At 61.3% G+C, this 14,818-nt stretch carries 11 protein-coding genes; 3 read left to right on the forward strand and 8 right to left on the reverse strand.

The window, feature by feature from the left end; genetic code table 11:
- Positions 1 to 23: 23 nt before the first annotated feature.
- Both urtA and N2A41_RS16815 read right to left on the reverse strand, forming a co-directional pair.
- A complete protein-coding gene (urtA, locus tag N2A41_RS16810; protein ID WP_017965831.1) occupies positions 24 to 1,316 on the reverse strand; it encodes an urea ABC transporter substrate-binding protein in 1,293 nt (430 codons plus the stop codon).
- A gap of 192 nt (positions 1,317 to 1,508) precedes the next feature.
- Complete coding sequence (locus tag N2A41_RS16815) at positions 1,509 to 3,413, reverse strand: acid phosphatase (protein WP_260109278.1); 1,905 nt, start codon at positions 3,411 to 3,413, stop codon at positions 1,509 to 1,511.
- A gap of 179 nt (positions 3,414 to 3,592) precedes the next feature.
- Between N2A41_RS16815 and N2A41_RS16820 the strand changes: the two genes are divergently transcribed.
- The 3 genes from N2A41_RS16820 (at position 3,593) to N2A41_RS16830 (ending at position 9,069) form a co-directional block, all read left to right on the forward strand.
- Positions 3,593 to 6,979, forward strand: coding sequence for a hybrid sensor histidine kinase/response regulator (locus N2A41_RS16820; RefSeq protein ID WP_260109279.1), 3,387 nt, complete (start codon positions 3,593 to 3,595; stop codon positions 6,977 to 6,979).
- Positions 6,972 to 7,892 carry a response regulator transcription factor gene (locus N2A41_RS16825; RefSeq protein ID WP_260109280.1) on the forward strand — a complete coding sequence of 307 codons (921 nt, stop codon included), beginning with the start codon at positions 6,972 to 6,974 and terminating at the stop codon, positions 7,890 to 7,892. The genes N2A41_RS16820 and N2A41_RS16825 overlap by 8 nt, the downstream gene beginning before the upstream one ends.
- Before the next feature lie 230 nt (positions 7,893 to 8,122).
- Positions 8,123 to 9,069 (forward strand): IS630 family transposase gene (locus N2A41_RS16830; RefSeq protein WP_222282285.1). Its coding sequence is split into 2 segments (ribosomal slippage): positions 8,123 to 8,461 and positions 8,464 to 9,069, totalling 945 coding nucleotides; the frame shifts between segments, so codons are not numbered across the junction.
- Positions 9,070 to 9,081: 12 nt separating this feature from the next.
- On the opposite strand, the gene N2A41_RS16835 is transcribed toward N2A41_RS16830, so the two are convergent.
- The 6 genes from N2A41_RS16835 to livM all read right to left on the reverse strand — a co-directional run bounded on the left by N2A41_RS16835 (position 9,082) and on the right by livM (position 14,815).
- Positions 9,082 to 10,053 carry a 2-hydroxyacid dehydrogenase gene (locus N2A41_RS16835; protein WP_260109281.1) on the reverse strand — a complete coding sequence of 324 codons (972 nt, stop codon included), beginning with the start codon at positions 10,051 to 10,053 and terminating at the stop codon, positions 9,082 to 9,084.
- A 137-nt stretch (positions 10,054 to 10,190) separates the two neighbouring features.
- On the reverse strand, positions 10,191 to 11,312 hold the full coding sequence (locus N2A41_RS16840) for a branched-chain amino acid ABC transporter substrate-binding protein (RefSeq protein WP_162117950.1): 1,122 nt from the start codon (positions 11,310 to 11,312) through the stop codon (positions 10,191 to 10,193).
- A gap of 120 nt (positions 11,313 to 11,432) precedes the next feature.
- Positions 11,433 to 11,786 carry a DUF6867 family protein gene (locus N2A41_RS16845; protein WP_017965837.1) on the reverse strand — a complete coding sequence of 118 codons (354 nt, stop codon included), beginning with the start codon at positions 11,784 to 11,786 and terminating at the stop codon, positions 11,433 to 11,435.
- A gap of 19 nt (positions 11,787 to 11,805) precedes the next feature.
- Positions 11,806 to 12,549: an ABC transporter ATP-binding protein gene (locus tag N2A41_RS16850; protein WP_260109282.1), complete on the reverse strand. Its 744-nt coding sequence runs from the start codon at positions 12,547 to 12,549 to the stop codon at positions 11,806 to 11,808.
- Positions 12,549 to 13,424, reverse strand: coding sequence for an ABC transporter ATP-binding protein (locus tag N2A41_RS16855; RefSeq protein WP_020486146.1), 876 nt, complete (start codon positions 13,422 to 13,424; stop codon positions 12,549 to 12,551). The genes N2A41_RS16850 and N2A41_RS16855 overlap by 1 nt, the downstream gene beginning before the upstream one ends.
- The gene (livM, locus tag N2A41_RS16860; protein ID WP_017965840.1) at positions 13,424 to 14,815 is read right to left on the reverse strand and encodes a high-affinity branched-chain amino acid ABC transporter permease LivM; all 1,392 of its coding nucleotides are present in this window, start codon (positions 14,813 to 14,815) and stop codon (positions 13,424 to 13,426) included. Before livM ends, N2A41_RS16855 begins: the two co-directional genes overlap by 1 nt.
- Positions 14,816 to 14,818: the final 3 nt, after the last annotated feature.

The following is a 14,818-nucleotide window of genomic DNA, read 5'->3' on the forward strand; positions in this document are numbered from 1 at the left end:
CAATCATCGGATCGCGGTCGTACTCAGGAGCCCTTGCCACCGCACTTGCCGGTAGCGACGTTGAAGTTGCCGCAGGACATCGGCTTGCGCCAATCGGAGATCAGGTCCTTGGAGTCAGGCAGGAAGTCCGACCATTCGTCGCCGACGACGGCAGGTGTCTGCTGGACGATTTCGAACTGGCCGTCGGCCTGGATTTCACCGATCAGCACCGGCTTGGTGATGTGGTGGTTCGGCATGACCGTCGCATAACCGCCGGAGAGGTTCGGAACGCTGACGCCGATGATGGTGTCGAGAACCTTGTCGGTATCGGTCGTGCCGGCAGCCTGGACGGCCTTAACCCATGCATTGAAGCCGATATACGCAGCTTCCATCGGGTCGTTCGTCACGCGCTTGTCGTTCTTGGTGAAGGCGTGCCAGTCCTTGATGAACTTCTTGTTGGCAGGGCTTTCGACCGACTCGAAGTAGTTCCAGGCAGCGAGATGGCCGACGAGCGGCTTGGTGTCGAGGCCGGCAAGCTCTTCTTCGCCAACCGAGAAGGCGACGACGGGGATGTCTGTTGCCTTGATGCCCTTGTTGCCCAGTTCCTTGTAGAACGGAACGTTGGCATCGCCGTTGATCGTAGAGACGACGGCGGTCTTCTTGCCGGCCGAACCGAATTCCTTGATCTTGGAAACTTCGGTTTGCCAGTCGGAGAAGCCGAACGGCGTGTAGTTGGTCATGATGTCTTCTTTCGGAATACCCTTCGAAATCAGGTATGCCTCGAGAATCTTGTTGGTCGTGCGCGGATAAACGTAGTCCGTACCTTCGAGAACGAAGCGCTTGACGCCTTCTTTTTCCATCAGGTAGTCGACGGCAGGGATGGCCTGCTGGTTCGGAGCAGCACCGGTGTAGAAGATGTTGCGCGAGGACTCTTCGCCTTCATACTGGACCGGGTAGAAGAGGATCGAGTTGGTCTCTTCGAAAACCGGCAGAACGGACTTGCGCGACGAGGACGTCCAGCAACCGAAGACGGCGGCAACCTTGTCCTTCTGGATCAGCTCACGTGCCTTTTCGGCAAACAGCGGCCAGTCGGAAGCCGGGTCGACGACGACAGCCTCGAGCTTCTTGCCGAGAAGGCCGCCCTTCTTGTTCTGCTCGTCGATGAGCATCAGCATGGCATCCTTGAGCGTGGTCTCGGAGATCGCCATGGTGCCGGAGAGCGAGTGCAGAATGCCGACCTTGATCGTGTCGTCGGCGGCAACTGCACTGCCGAAGGCAGCCGACGCCGCCATGATGGCGCCGAGCGCTGCGCCCGTAATAGTGGATTTGAGATTCATCTGGTTGAACTCCCCTCTTCTTGTTCCGCAACAGACCGGAAACGGAGATTAACTGTTGCTTAAAGAACTATCGGGTGCTGCAGCGCGAAAACACATACGTCGATTGACGTAGGCGCCGGGGGCAAACAGGCAGGCCGGAAGAGGTGGCATCCCCACGAAGCGGGAGATGCCCGGTCGATCCTCTCGCAGGAATTATCCGTCGATCGTCAAGACGATCGACGTCGGACCGTAAGAGAGGCTCGCCCTATGGCCTGCGACGGTCAGCTTTTCGAAGGCGCCAGTCACGGCGCTCGCCTTCAGGATCTCGATCTTGGTTCCAGGCGTCGGGACAAAACCGTCGGCAAGCGTCACATCGAGCTCGCCGGCCAGCACCGCCTTGCCATGGACGATCAGCGTACCCTCGCCGTTCGCGCCGAGCCTCGGCTTCAACACGGCCGTGGCAAGCTGCTGATAGTCGCCGCCGACGGTCACGGGCTTTTCCGCCGCCAGAACGAGCGAACCGCGGTCGGCCGTCAGGCCGCCTGTACCGAAGGCCGAGGGCGATAGGGCCACCAGTGCGCCCTCTTCCAGCACGGTACCGCCGGCATAGCTGTTGGCGCCCGACAGCCCGAGAATGCCGCTGCCGCGCTTCACCAGCCTGCCATTGCCGGTGATGTCGTTCCGCCAGGTGTCGATCGAATTGAAACCGCCCTTTGCCGCGTCCATCGTCACGGTCACGTCCTGTTCGAACGCACCGTAACCGTCGGCCGCCGCAAAGAGGTTGAGACGGCCGTAACCTTCCGCATCGTCGAGCAGCGGGTAGCCGGAGGCGATCTCCGTCGACTTCAGCACGGCGCGGCGCTGCTCGCCGCCCAGATAGGGCAGACGCGTTTCGAGAAGCGCTTCGGCGCCCTGCGGCACGCGCGCCGGCTGATCGGTCGCATGGATCGTCGGCAGGCCGTAGCTCAAGCGCTGCAGCACGTAGGCGCGATTGGCGTCATGATCGGCGAAACGATCTGCGGCCAACGGTGCTGCATGGGCCGCAACCTCGAGTGCACCCGCATCCGCAACGCCTGATTTGGCGACGAGCCATGACTGCGCTTGGGCGTAGGCATCGCTCTTCAGCGCGGCATTGTCGGCCTTGTTCAGATTGTAGACGACCGTGGCCGTGCCAAGCATCCGGCCGCCCATCACGTCGAGAGGAGAATGCATGCCGGCGAGGATGCGGTCTTCGCCCAGCTCGCTGGCACGCGTGATCATTTCCTGAAAGCGCTGCGGCACGAGATAGGCCATGGCCAGTGCATCCCGCCAGGCTTCCGCCGTATGCCCGCTCGGGAAACCGCCGTCCTCGGCCGGCTTGCCACCCTTGGCCGGCTCCAGCGTTGGGACGACCGATACGTCCTGGCTCCAGCGGTAGGGGCGGGCATATTTGAAATAGCGTTTGGCCGGCTCCGTCGAGCCGTCACCGCTGGTGGCGTTGATGAAGTCGATCGCAAGTCCCATATCGGGGTTAGCGTCGGTCTTGTTTTCCGCATCCGGCTTGCTGCCGGCGCCGCGATTGTTGCCCTTGTCATCATATTTGACCGTCGTCGCATCGGCTGCCACCTCGGTGATCGTGGTGGTCTGCTTCGAGCCGGCCTTCCAGGCATCCGTCAGCGGACCGAGGCCATCGACGATGCTGGCATTCTTGCCGCGCCGATCGTCGAGATAGGCGGCGACGGCCTGATCGGCCGTCCGCGCCCGCGTCGCTTTGACGACATAGGCGATGTTGGCGTCATGGACGGCCTGGTTGACGATATGGCCGTCGGTCTTGCTGGAAGGAATGCCGTCCCAATCCGTCTTGGCGACCGCCGGGCAATTATCCTTGGCCGGGGCCTCGACACCCGCATCGACGAAAGGCGTGCGCGGGGTCCAGATTTCGAGGAAGCCGGAGAGAAGATGAACGGCGGCGTTGGTGTCCACCGTCGAGAAGCAGGCGTCACCACGTTTGTTGGTGTTTCCGGCCTGCGCATAAGGCGCTTTCGCCGCCGTCGCCTGCTCGGCGCTGGCAAGCGATGGCACGATGGAAAGAAGGCAGACGAGGGCGGTGCTCAGGCGGCAAAGGCTTAAAACAGACATGGTGATACCCGAAATGATTGAACGAACGCCGGGAGAGTTAGAGCTCTCATGTGACAGATCAATTGCAAAAATATTGCCATTCTGTGAACCTGTCGGTGCCCGCCTCTTGCCTTTCCCAACCATCCCGCCAAAACTGCCGGAGAGACGATGAGCCCAACCGGAATGCCGGAAAGGAAGACATGGCAGCGCGCCAACGCATCATTCCGGTGAGACGCGAATACAATCGCTGGGTCGCCAACCAGACGCTGGAAGATTACGCGTTGCGCTTCACCGCAAAGAGCGCTCGCCATTTCTCCTCGCAGCGGATCTCGCAGACGGCGATCGGCGCGATCTCCTTTCTGGCGCTGGAGGCGATCGGCGGCGCGATCACTCTTTCCTACGGCACGACCAACGCCTTTTACGCCATTATCGTCGCCTCGGTCGCCATGCTGGCGATCGGCCTGCCGATCAGCCGCTACGCCATCCGCCACGGCGTCGACATCGATCTTCTGACGCGTGGCGCGGGCTTCGGCTATATCGGCTCGACCATCACCTCGCTGATCTATGCGAGCTTCACCTTCATGCTGTTTGCGATCGAGGCATCGATCATGTCCGGCGCGCTGGAGCTCACCCTCGGCATCCCGCTCTGGATCGGCTACATCATCAGCGCCGTCATGGTAATCCCGCTGGTGACGCACGGCGTGCGGCTGATCAGCAAGTTCCAGCTGATGACCCAGCCCTTTTGGATCGTGCTGAATATCCTTCCCTTGATCTTCATCGCCTTGTTGGACTGGGAAAAATTCGATCTCTGGCGCGCCTTCGCCGGCATCCGCCATGCCTCCGGCCCGCCCGGCACCATCGCCGAATTCGATCTGGTGGAATTCGGCGCTGCCTCCGCCGTCATCCTGGCGCTGATGTCGCAGATCGGCGAACAGGCCGACTTCCTGCGCTTCCTGCCGCCGGACCCGCAGCGCAAGTGGCGCCACCGCCTGGCGATCTTTCTCGCCGGGCCCGGCTGGGTCATCATCGGCGCGCCGAAGCTGCTTGCCGGTTCATTTCTGGTCGTGCTGACCTTCACCTCGGGCGTCCCCCTCGATCGCGCCGCCGACCCGGCGCAAATGTATCTGACCGCCTTCGGCTACATGGTCCCCTGGCACAATGCCGCGCTGCTGTTGATGGCCGCCTTCGTCGTCGTCTCGCAGCTGAAGATCAACGTGATGAACGCCTATGCCGGCTCGCTCGCCTGGTCCAACTTCTTCTCGCGGCTAACCCACAGCCATCCCGGCCGCGTCATCTGGCTGGTGTTCAACGTCGCAATCGCCCTGCTTCTGATGGAACTCGGCATCTACCGGCTGCTGGAGGAAACACTCGGCATCTTCTCGATCATTGCGATGGCCTGGCTCTGCACGATCTCCGCGGATCTCTTCATCAACAAGCCGCTGGGCCTTGCTCCCCCCGGCATCGAGTTCAAGCGCGCCCATCTCTACGACATCAACCCCGTCGGCCTCGGCGCCATGACGTTGTCGGCGGCCGTATCGCTGATCGCTCATTTCGGCGCCTTCGGCGATATTGCCGCCTCGCTCGCGCCCTATATCACCCTCGTCGTCGCATTGATCGCCTCGCCTGTCATCGCCTGGGCGACCAAAGGCAAGTTCTATCTCGCCCGCAAGCCACGCCACAGCTGGAAGAACCTGACGAGCATCACCTGCTCGGTCTGCGAACATCCCTTCGAACCGGAGGACATGGCCTGGTGTCCGGCCTATGCCGCGCCGATCTGCTCGCTCTGCTGTTCGCTCGACAGCCGCTGCCACGACATGTGCAAGCCGGCCGCCCGTTTCAACGCCCAAGTCGGCACCGTCGCCAAGGTGCTGCTGCCTCAGACCATCATCGAGAAGCTTACGACTCGCCTCGGCCGCTACGGCACCGCCGTCGTGCTGGCATTGACCGCCATCGGCGCCATCCTGGCAATGATCGCCCATCAGGTCGCCGCCGCCTCGCCTGAAACGGCCGAGGTCGTCAACCGCACCATCCTCATCGTCTTCTTCGTCTTCTCGGTGATATCAGGCGTCGTCTGCTGGTTCTATGTGCTTGCCCATGACAGCCGCGTCGTCGCCGAGGAGGAATCCTCGCGCCAGAACACGCTGCTGCTCAAGGAAATCGCCGCCCACAAGAAAACCGACGCCGCGTTGCAGAACGCCAAGGAAACCGCCGAGGCCGCCAACCGGGCCAAGAGCCGCTATGTCGTCGGCTTGAGCCACGAGTTGCGCACACCGTTGAACGCCGTGCTCGGCTACGCCCAGATCCTCGAGCGCGACGAAACGATCCCGACGCCGCGCCAATCTTCGATCAAGGTCATCCGCCGCAGCGCCGAACATCTCTCCGGCCTGATCGACGGCCTGCTCGATATCTCGAAGATCGAGGCCGGCCGCCTGCAGGTCTATTCGAACGAGATCAACATCCAGGATTTCCTCGACCAGATCGTCGATATGTTCCGCCCGCAGGCCCAGGCGAAGGGGCTCGTCTTCATCCATGAACGCCCGCCGGCCTTGCCGCAATTCGTTCGCACCGATGAGAAACGGCTGCGCCAGATCCTCGTCAACCTGCTCTCCAACGCCATCAAGTTCACCGACGAGGGTAGCGTCACCTTCGATGTCGGCTATCGCAGCCAGGTCGCGACTTTCACCGTCGCCGATACCGGGCGCGGCATCAGTGAGAAAGACCTGACCCGCATCTACGAGCCTTTCCAGCGTGGCGAGGCCGAAAGCGTGCGGCCAATGCCGGGGCTCGGCCTCGGCCTCACGATCACCCGGCTTCTGACCAACACGCTGGGTGGCGAGATCTCGGTTTCGAGCGTGAAGGACGAAGGCTCGAGCTTCCGCGTCCGCCTGATGTTGTCCGCCGTCATGCGCGCCGTGGCCGCCGCACCGCAGGAAAAGCGCATTGTCAGCTATGACGGCCCGCGTCGGACGGTCGTCGTCGTCGACGATAACGAGGACCATCGCGAGATGATGCGCGAAATCCTGGCGCCGCTCGATTTCATCGTGCTGACGGCAGCGGGCGGCGGCGAATGCCTGACGCTGATCGAGGGCATTATGCCGGACCTCTTCCTTGTCGATATCCTGATGCCCGGCATGAACGGCTGGCAGCTCGTCTCGCGTCTGCGTGAGGCCGGCCAGACGGCGCCAGTGCTGATGCTCTCGGCCAATATCGGTGACGCGGCTGTTCTCAGCGACAGCGACGACAGCCACAATGATGCCATCGGCAAGCCGGTCGATATCCGCCAACTCCGTGATAAGCTCGCCCTGCATTTTGGCCTGAAGTGGATCTATGCCGATGCCGCGCCAGCCGTTCCCCTTAAGATCGAAGCGCCGATGCTGAGCCCCGGTGCTGCCCATGTGCAGGAACTGCTGCGGCTCGGCGAGATCGGCTATATCAGAGGCATCGAAGCCAAGCTTTCGGACCTTGCCAAGGTGGAGGCAAATCAGCCATTCACCGAGGAACTTCGCGCCTATGTCGCCGCCTTCGATCTCGCCGGCTTCATGACCTTCCTGAACGACTTCGACGAAAAGGTGGAATCCATTGGCTGAGCCGGCCTCCCTCCCCCGCGACATCGTTCTGCTCGTCGACGACTCGGCCGAAGCACTCGGCTTCTTGACCGACGCACTCGAACAATCCGGCTTCTCCGTGCTGATCGCCACATCGGGCACGGCGGCACTTGGTATCGTCGAGCGCATCACGCCCGATCTCATCCTGCTGGACGCGGTGATGCCGAGCATGGACGGCTTCGAGACCTGCCGTCGGCTGAAGGCGAACGCCGCGGCGGCGCAGGTACCTGTCATCTTCATGACGGGCCTGACCGAGACTGAGCATGTTGTGCACGCGCTGGAATCCGGCGGCGTCGATTATCTCAGCAAGCCGATCAACATCGACGAACTGCGCGCCCGCATCCGTGTCCATTTGCGCAACGCTCGCTCGGCCCAAAGCGCCCGCATTGCGCTGGACGCAGCCGGCCGCCATCTGCTGGCAGTCAAGGGCGACGGCGCCATCCACTGGTCAACGCCGCAGGCGACACGGCTGGTCAATGCCGCCATGGGCAGCGACGACGGCATGGAAATCGTCGTACGCCATATCGCTGGCTGGATGCGCGACCGGGTCGCGGCCGTGCGCGATGGCATCATCTCGATCGCCCATGCTGGCCAGGCAGCGCTGCAGCTCGCCTTCCTGGGCGCAATCGGCCCTGACGAATATCTCTTCCGCCTCACCGCCGCCAATCAGCGCAGCGACGACGAGGTGCTGCGTCAGCGCTTCTCGCTCACCCAGCGCGAATCCGAAGTGCTGCTCTGGATCGCCAAGGGCAAAGCCAACCGCGACATCGGCGAAATATTGGGACTGTCGGCGCGGACGGTAAACAAGCACCTCGAACAGATTTACGTGAAGCTCGGCGTCGAGAACCGGGCCTCGGCCGCCGTGAAAGCCACGCATGTGCTCTACGAGATATGAGATGGTGTTGGAGGCTGGAACAGCATGATCTTAGCTCTGTTCGGCCTAAAATCTGGATCCTGTTCTAAATTAAATGGTGAGAGCATGATGTCGTCCGAAAACCGCTCACACTTTTCGGCATCATACTCCAGGCGCTAGAGCGGGATTGTTTTAGTCGGAATCGGAACAGGGATTCCCTTTCTGGTGCAAATCAGATTCACCATTCTGGCCGGTGCAGGAGGCCGGTCTGGATGGCGAAACCTTTTTCGGATGATCTTCGGGAACGCGTTGTTGGCGCAGTAACGCGCGAGGGCCTGTCGTGTCGAGCGGCGGCAAAGCGCTTCGGCATTGGCATCAGCACCGCGATCGACTGGGTCCGGCGCTTGCGTGAGACGGGCAGCGCGGCTCCCGGCCAGATGGGCGGGCACAAGCCACGGGCGATCTCAGGTAAACATCGGGTCTGGTTGATCGATCGCTGCCACATGCAGGCGTTCACCTTGCGCGGGTTGGTGGCGGAACTCGGAGAGCGCGGCCTGAAAGTGGATTACAGCGCCGTCCGGACCTTCGTGCATGAGGAAGGGCTGAGTTATAAAAAAAGACGTTGGTCGCCAGCGAGCGCGAGCGGCCCGATGTTGCCGCCCGGCGGGCGCGCTGGCTGAAGCATCGCCATCGCATCGATCCATCTCGCCTTGTCTTTATCGACGAAACCTGGACGAAGACGAATATGACGCCGCTCAGGGGCTGGGCGCCGCGCGGCGAACGGCTGTTGGGCCATGCGCCCTTCGGCCACTGGAATACCATGACTTTTGTCGCAGCCCTCAGGGCCGACCGCGTCAGCGCACCGTGGATCATCGACGGCCCGATCAATGGCGAACGCTTTCGCATCTATGTCGAGAGGGTGCTGGTACCGGAGCTCAAACCCGGCGACATCGTCGTCATGGATAATCTCGGCTCGCACAAGGCCGGCGCTATCCGTGCCGCCATCCGCAAGGCCGGCGCCAGATTGTTCTTCCTGCCGCAGTATTCCCCCGATCTCAATCCGATCGAAAAACTCTTCGCCAAGATCAAGCACGAGCTGCGCAAGGCGCAGGCTCGAACCCGACAGGCCATCGACGACGCGCTGGCAGCCACCCTTCAAACCGTCTCGCCGAAAGAGTGCCAAAACTACTTCAAGGAAGCCGGATATGAACGGACATAAAACAATCCCGCTCTAAACCACCCGATCCGGCGCATCCCTGCCCTCGAAAAACGCCGTCACGTTGTCAACCACCTTCATGCCCATGGCGGTCCGCGTCTCTTCCGTAGCACTGCCGAGATGCGGCAGTACCACGACGTTCTCCATCCGCCGCAGTGCCTCCGGCACATCAGGTTCCGCCTCGTAGACGTCAAGCCCGGCGCCGCGGATCTTGCCCGCCTTGAGCGCTGCAATCAGCGCCGCCTCATCCACCACGTCGCCACGCGCCGTATTGATGAGAAAGGCGCCCGGCTTCATCGCCGCAAGCCGCGCCGCATTCATTAGGTGTCGGTTCTCTGCTCCACCTGGGCAATGCAGCGAGACAAAATCGGCCACCGCCAGCACGGCCTCGATCGTCGCCAGCTGCCGCGCGCCGTAACGCGCCGCCTCCGCCGGATCGATCGGCGAACGGTTGAAGAACACCACATCCATGCCGAAGCCGAAATGGCAGCGTTGCGCGAAGGCCTTGCCGATACGGCCGAAACCGATAATGCCGACCGTCTTCCCGGTCACCTTGGTGCCGACCATATGCGTCGGGCACCAGCCCTTCCATTCACCAGCGCGTACCTGCCGCTCGCCCTCACCGCCGCGCCGGGCAATGGAGAGCAGCAGCAGCATGGCGATATCGGCCGTGCAGTCGGTCAGCACGCCCGGCGTATTCGTCACCGCAATGCCCCTCGCCCTGGCGGCTGATATATCGATGTGATTGTAGCCGACCCCGAAATTGCCGAGGATCTTGGTGACGACAGGCACACCGTCAAAGACGGCGGCCGGCAACCGATCGGAAACCGTCGGCAATACGGCATCATAGGTCGAGAGCGCCAGCCGCATCTCGCTTTCGCCGAGCGGAATATCTTCACGATTGAACGTCACATCGAAACGTTCGGCAAGGACAGTTTCCACCGAGGCTGGCCAGCGCCGGGTGACGAGAATGCGGGGTTTGGACATGGAGGGTTCCGCTCAATGCTTCAAAACGATGCCAAGAGTTAGACCAGCCAGGCGAAAATTGAAACGTCCGCGAAAAGAAAGAAGCCCGGCCGGAGAACCGGGCTTCGATAATCTTATCTCATAAAAGGGAGCGAGGCTTACATGCCCTGCGGGAAGTAGCTGTACTTGCCGTCCGGACCCTTCTTCCATTCGTACATGATGTAGCCAGGGATCTTCGGGTCGCCCTTTTCGTCGAACGAAATGTCGCCGAGAACGGTCGGGAACGGGCCTTTTTCCTTCATGGCCTTGGCAACAGCCTCAGGATCCAGCGAACCGGCAGCCTTGGCGGCCCCGGCGATCGTCTGCATCGCAGCGTAGGAATAGAGCGTGTAGGCTTCCGGATTGAAACCAGCGGCCTTGAACTTTTCGACGAGTTCCTTGTTCGCAGGGTTCGCTGTCGGATCGGGGCCGAAGGTGTTCAGCGTACCGGCGACGGCGTCACCAGCAATCGAGGCCAGTTCGTTCGAAACGATACCGTCGCCCGAAACCAGCGTCGCCTTCAGACCCTGGTCAGCCGCCTGGCGGATGATGAGACCAGCTTCGGTGTGCAGACCACCCCAATAGATGATCGAGACGCCAGCTTCCTTCATCTTGGCGATGAGGGCCGAGAAGTCCTTGTCGCCGACGTTGATGCCTTCGTATATGACTTCCGTGACGCCGGCGGCATTCATAGCCTTCTTGGTTTCGTCGGCAAGGCCCTGACCGTAGGGGGTCTTGTCGTGAACGACAGCGATCTTGGCGTCCTTGAAGTGATCGGCAAGGTATTTGCCGGCGATGGCACCCTGCTGGTCGTCACGGCCGCAGGTGCGGAACGTGTTCCAGAGGCCCCGTTCCGTGAAGGTCGGGTTCGTCGCGGCCGGGGTGATTTCGAGGATGCCGTTTTCGGCATAGACTTCCGAAGCCGGGATCGAAACGCCCGAGTTGAAGTGGCCGATGACGAACTTGACGCCGTCAGCAGCGAACTTGTTGGCGACCGAGATGCCCTGCTTCGGGTCGGAGACGTCGTCGCCGAGTTCGATCTTGATCTGCTCGCCGTTGATGCCGCCAGCCGCGTTGATGTCGGCGACCGCCTGCTCCGCACCCTTCTGGAGCTGAGCGCCGAACGCAGCGTTCGGGCCAGTCAGCGGACCAGCGACAGCGATGAGAACGTCGGCCCACGCGTTGCCGCTGAAGGCGAGCATCGCCGTCAGAGCCACTGCCGACAGAAGAGACTTTTTCATATTATTACTCCCAATTTTTGGGCGGGTTCCGGTCCAAGGCCCAGCGCACTACCCACCATTGACTGCGCCAGGAAAGCTGTTCCACTCGGAAGGCAATTCATGCCTAGTTTCAACGGACTGTCAATGTTTGTCCTTCCACGAAAACGCGGAAGTTTTTTCGTACAGCCAGTAATAGTTGTTAACCATCTGATTGGTGCGGCGGTAGCGGAAGCCGGCCGTAGAGAACACCAGCAGGGTCACGAAGTCGAGGATATAGTAGAAGGCGCTGAGCATCGGGCCATTGAACAGGGCATGATGCAGGAACTGCATCGCCCAGGCGAGCAGGAATGTATAGACGATGACCAACGGATAGTCGGCCCAGCCTTCGGCAACCGCTTTGCCGGCGCGCCATGCCGTCCAGAAGCCTAAGAGCAAGACGATGACACGGATCGCCACAAGGGAGCCGGCATCCGCTTCGAAGAAAAGTCCCTGCATGTCAAACTCTCCTTTCGACCTAGTGTCTTCCGCCTTCGAGATAGGCGGCGCGAACCTCGGGATTGGCAAGAAGCTCCTTGCCGGAGCCGCTCATCGTCACCTTGCCGTTCACCATCACGTAGGCGCGATGAGAAAGCCTGAGGGCGGCGAACGCGTTCTGCTCGACGAGGAAAACGGTCAGCCCCTCCGCCTCGTTGAGCTTCTTGATCGCCTCGAAGATGCCCTTGACGATCAGCGGCGCAAGACCGAGCGAGGGTTCATCGAGAAGCAGCAGCTTCGGGCGCGCCATCAGCGCGCGGCCGATCGACAGCATCTGTTGCTCACCACCCGAAAGCGTTCCGCCCCGCTGGGCGTGACGTTCCTTGAGCCGCGGGAAGAGCGTGAAGATCTTCTCGACGTCTTCGGCGAAGTGTTTCAGATTGTCGAGGCCGGCGCCCATCTGAAGATTTTCCAGAACCGTCATGCGCGGGAAGATGCGGCGGCCTTCCGGCGACTGTGCAATGCGTAGACGGGCGATTTCATGCGTCGGCATGCGGGTGATGTCGCGGCCCTCGAAGACCACCGAACCGATGCGGGCCTGCGGGCTGCCGCAGATCGTCATCATCAGTGTCGACTTGCCGGCGCCATTGGCGCCGATCAGGCTGACGATCTCGCCCTTGTTGACGTGGACATCGACGCCGGCCAGCGCCCGGATATTGCCGTAATAGGTTTCGACGCTATTCACCTGAAGGAGCGGTTGACCCGTCATTACTTCATCGCGCATCAGTTTGCGCCTCCTTCGAGCTGCTCGACGGCTGCGATCACCTCTTCCACTTCTTCATCCTCGACGCCAAGATAGGCCGCGATGACCCTCGGATCGTTCTTCACGTGATCCGGCGTGCCATCGGAAATCTTCTGACCATATTCGAGGACGACGACGTGGTCGGAGATTTCCATGACCACCGACATGTCGTGCTCGATCAGCAGGATCGACGTTCCTGTTTCGGCGCGAATGCTCTTCAGCAGCGCGTTGAGCGTTGCCGATTCCCGTGGGTTGAGGCCGGCAGCCGGCTCGTCCAGGCAAAGCAGCTCCGGACCGGTACACATGGCGCGGGCAATTTCGAGACGCCGCTGGGCGCCATAGGGCAGGTCGCCGGCCGGGTCGTCGGCGCGGTCGATCAGGTCGGCCTTCTCGAGCCAAAAACGGGCGAGCTCGATTGCAGCGGCCGCTTCCCGCCTATAGGGGCCGACACCGATAAGGCCGAGGATCGTATAACCCGATGCCTTCATCAGCTTGTTGTGCTGGGCAACCAGCAGGTTTTCGAGAACGGTCAGGCCGGAGAACAGCCGGATGTTCTGGAAGGTGCGTGCGACCTTGGCTTCCCTGGTGATGCGAAAGTCCGGAAGACGCTCGAGCAGATATTGCTTGCCGCTCTTCTGGTTGAACGTGATCATGCCCATCGTCGGCTTGTAGAAGCCGGTGATGCAGTTGAAGACAGTGGTCTTGCCGGCGCCGTTCGGCCCGATCAGCGCGGTGATATCGCCGCGCTTGGCTTCGAAGGAGAAGTCGTTGATGGCCATCAGGCCGCCGAACTTCATCGACAGGTGCTCGACCTTGAGAAGAGTGTCGTCAGACATCGTATTCTTTACAGGGCTCATCAACCATGGCCCTCCTTGATGAAGCTTCCGGATATCGCCTTGCGCGCTCTGAGGAAGGCTGTCGGCTCACGCGAGCCGACGAAGCCGCGCGGCTTGAACAGCATGACGACGACCATGGCGAGGCCGAAGATCAACATGCGGTAGAGTTCGGGCGTAAAATCGGGTCCGAAGATCAGTTTTAGGAAGCCCATGCTGCGCAACAACTCGGTGCCGCCGACCATGACGATGGCGGCGATCGCGATGCCGGTCAGCGAGCCCATGCCGCCGAGAACGACGATGGCCAGAATGACGGCCGATTCCAGGAAGACGAAGGATTCCGGCGAAACGAAGCCCTGGCGGGCGGCGAAGAACGAGCCGGCGAAACCGGCAAACATCGCGCCCGTCGCAAAGGCGGTGAGCTTGGTCGTCACCGTATTGATGCCGAGGGAACGGCAGGCGATCTCGTCTTCGCGCAAGGCTTCCCAGGCGCGTCCGATCGGCATGCGGCGCAGGCGGATGGTGACATAGGCGGTCAGCATGCAGAGCGCCAGGATCAGGTAAAAGAGGAAGATCTTGTAATAGGCCGAGGAGATCGGCAGGTGAAAGAGCTTGGCAAAGCCGCCGGCCGTCGCATCGAAGGGAATGCCGAAGAGTGTTGCCTTCGGGATGCTCGAGATACCGAAGGTGCCCTTCGTCACTTGAGTCCAGTTGATGAGGACGAGACGAATGATTTCACCGAAGGCAAGCGTCACGATGGCGAGGTAATCGCCGCGTAGGCGCAGCACCGGGAAGCCGAGAATGACGCCCCAGAGTGCCGCGAACATGCCCGAAAGCGGCAATAGCATCCAGAAGGACAGGCCGAAATAGGTCGAAAGCAGCGCGTAGGAATAAGCGCCGACGGCATAGAAGGCGACATAGCCGAGGTCGAGCAGGCCGGCGAGGCCGACGACGATGTTCAGCCCCCAGGCCAGCATCACATAGATCAAGATCTGGATGCCGAAATTGTCGACATATGTCAGCGAGCCCTGAGGGCCTTTGATCGCCACCACCACCATAGGATAAAGCAGCAGCGCGATCAGCGCGATCTTCAGGAAATGCCGGTGGAAGAAGCTCTTCTCGGTTGAGATGTCGAGTTCGCCGTGTCTCGCCTTTGCCAGCTTGCGGCTGTCGAGATGCGGCCGCAGGAAAACCACCGTGGCGAAGCGGCCGATGGCGGCGATCGCGACGAAGATCGCAAGCAGGCCCCAGCGCTGGACAATGATCAGTTCGTTGCTGATGTTCTGGTCGGTCTTGAGGCCGACATAGAGAACGAACATGCCGAACGACAGGACTGCGGCGAAAAGAGCTTCGGTAAGGCCTTTGCGGACAAGTCCGGCATCGGGCTTGCCTGCAGAATTTTCGATTTTTGCCATGAC

This window comes from Rhizobium sp. SRDI969, from assembly GCF_025152725.1.
GTDB lineage: Bacteria > Pseudomonadota > Alphaproteobacteria > Rhizobiales > Rhizobiaceae > Rhizobium > Rhizobium leguminosarum_I.

What these genes read in the sequence shown, in the direction of transcription:
- urtA (WP_017965831.1), bottom strand. Translation starts at nt 1,316, where the DNA reads ATGAATCTCAAATCCACTATTACGGGCGCAGCGCTCGGCGCCATCATG.
- N2A41_RS16815 (WP_260109278.1), bottom strand. Translation starts at nt 3,413, where the DNA reads ATGTCTGTTTTAAGCCTTTGCCGCCTGAGCACCGCCCTCGTCTGCCTT.
- N2A41_RS16820 (WP_260109279.1), top strand. Translation starts at nt 3,593, where the DNA reads ATGGCAGCGCGCCAACGCATCATTCCGGTGAGACGCGAATACAATCGC.
- N2A41_RS16835 (WP_260109281.1), bottom strand. Translation starts at nt 10,053, where the DNA reads ATGTCCAAACCCCGCATTCTCGTCACCCGGCGCTGGCCAGCCTCGGTG.
- N2A41_RS16840 (WP_162117950.1), bottom strand. Translation starts at nt 11,312, where the DNA reads ATGAAAAAGTCTCTTCTGTCGGCAGTGGCTCTGACGGCGATGCTCGCC.
- N2A41_RS16845 (WP_017965837.1), bottom strand. Translation starts at nt 11,786, where the DNA reads ATGCAGGGACTTTTCTTCGAAGCGGATGCCGGCTCCCTTGTGGCGATC.
- N2A41_RS16850 (WP_260109282.1), bottom strand. Translation starts at nt 12,549, where the DNA reads ATGCGCGATGAAGTAATGACGGGTCAACCGCTCCTTCAGGTGAATAGC.
- N2A41_RS16855 (WP_020486146.1), bottom strand. Translation starts at nt 13,424, where the DNA reads ATGAGCCCTGTAAAGAATACGATGTCTGACGACACTCTTCTCAAGGTC.
- livM (WP_017965840.1), bottom strand. Translation starts at nt 14,815, where the DNA reads ATGGCAAAAATCGAAAATTCTGCAGGCAAGCCCGATGCCGGACTTGTC.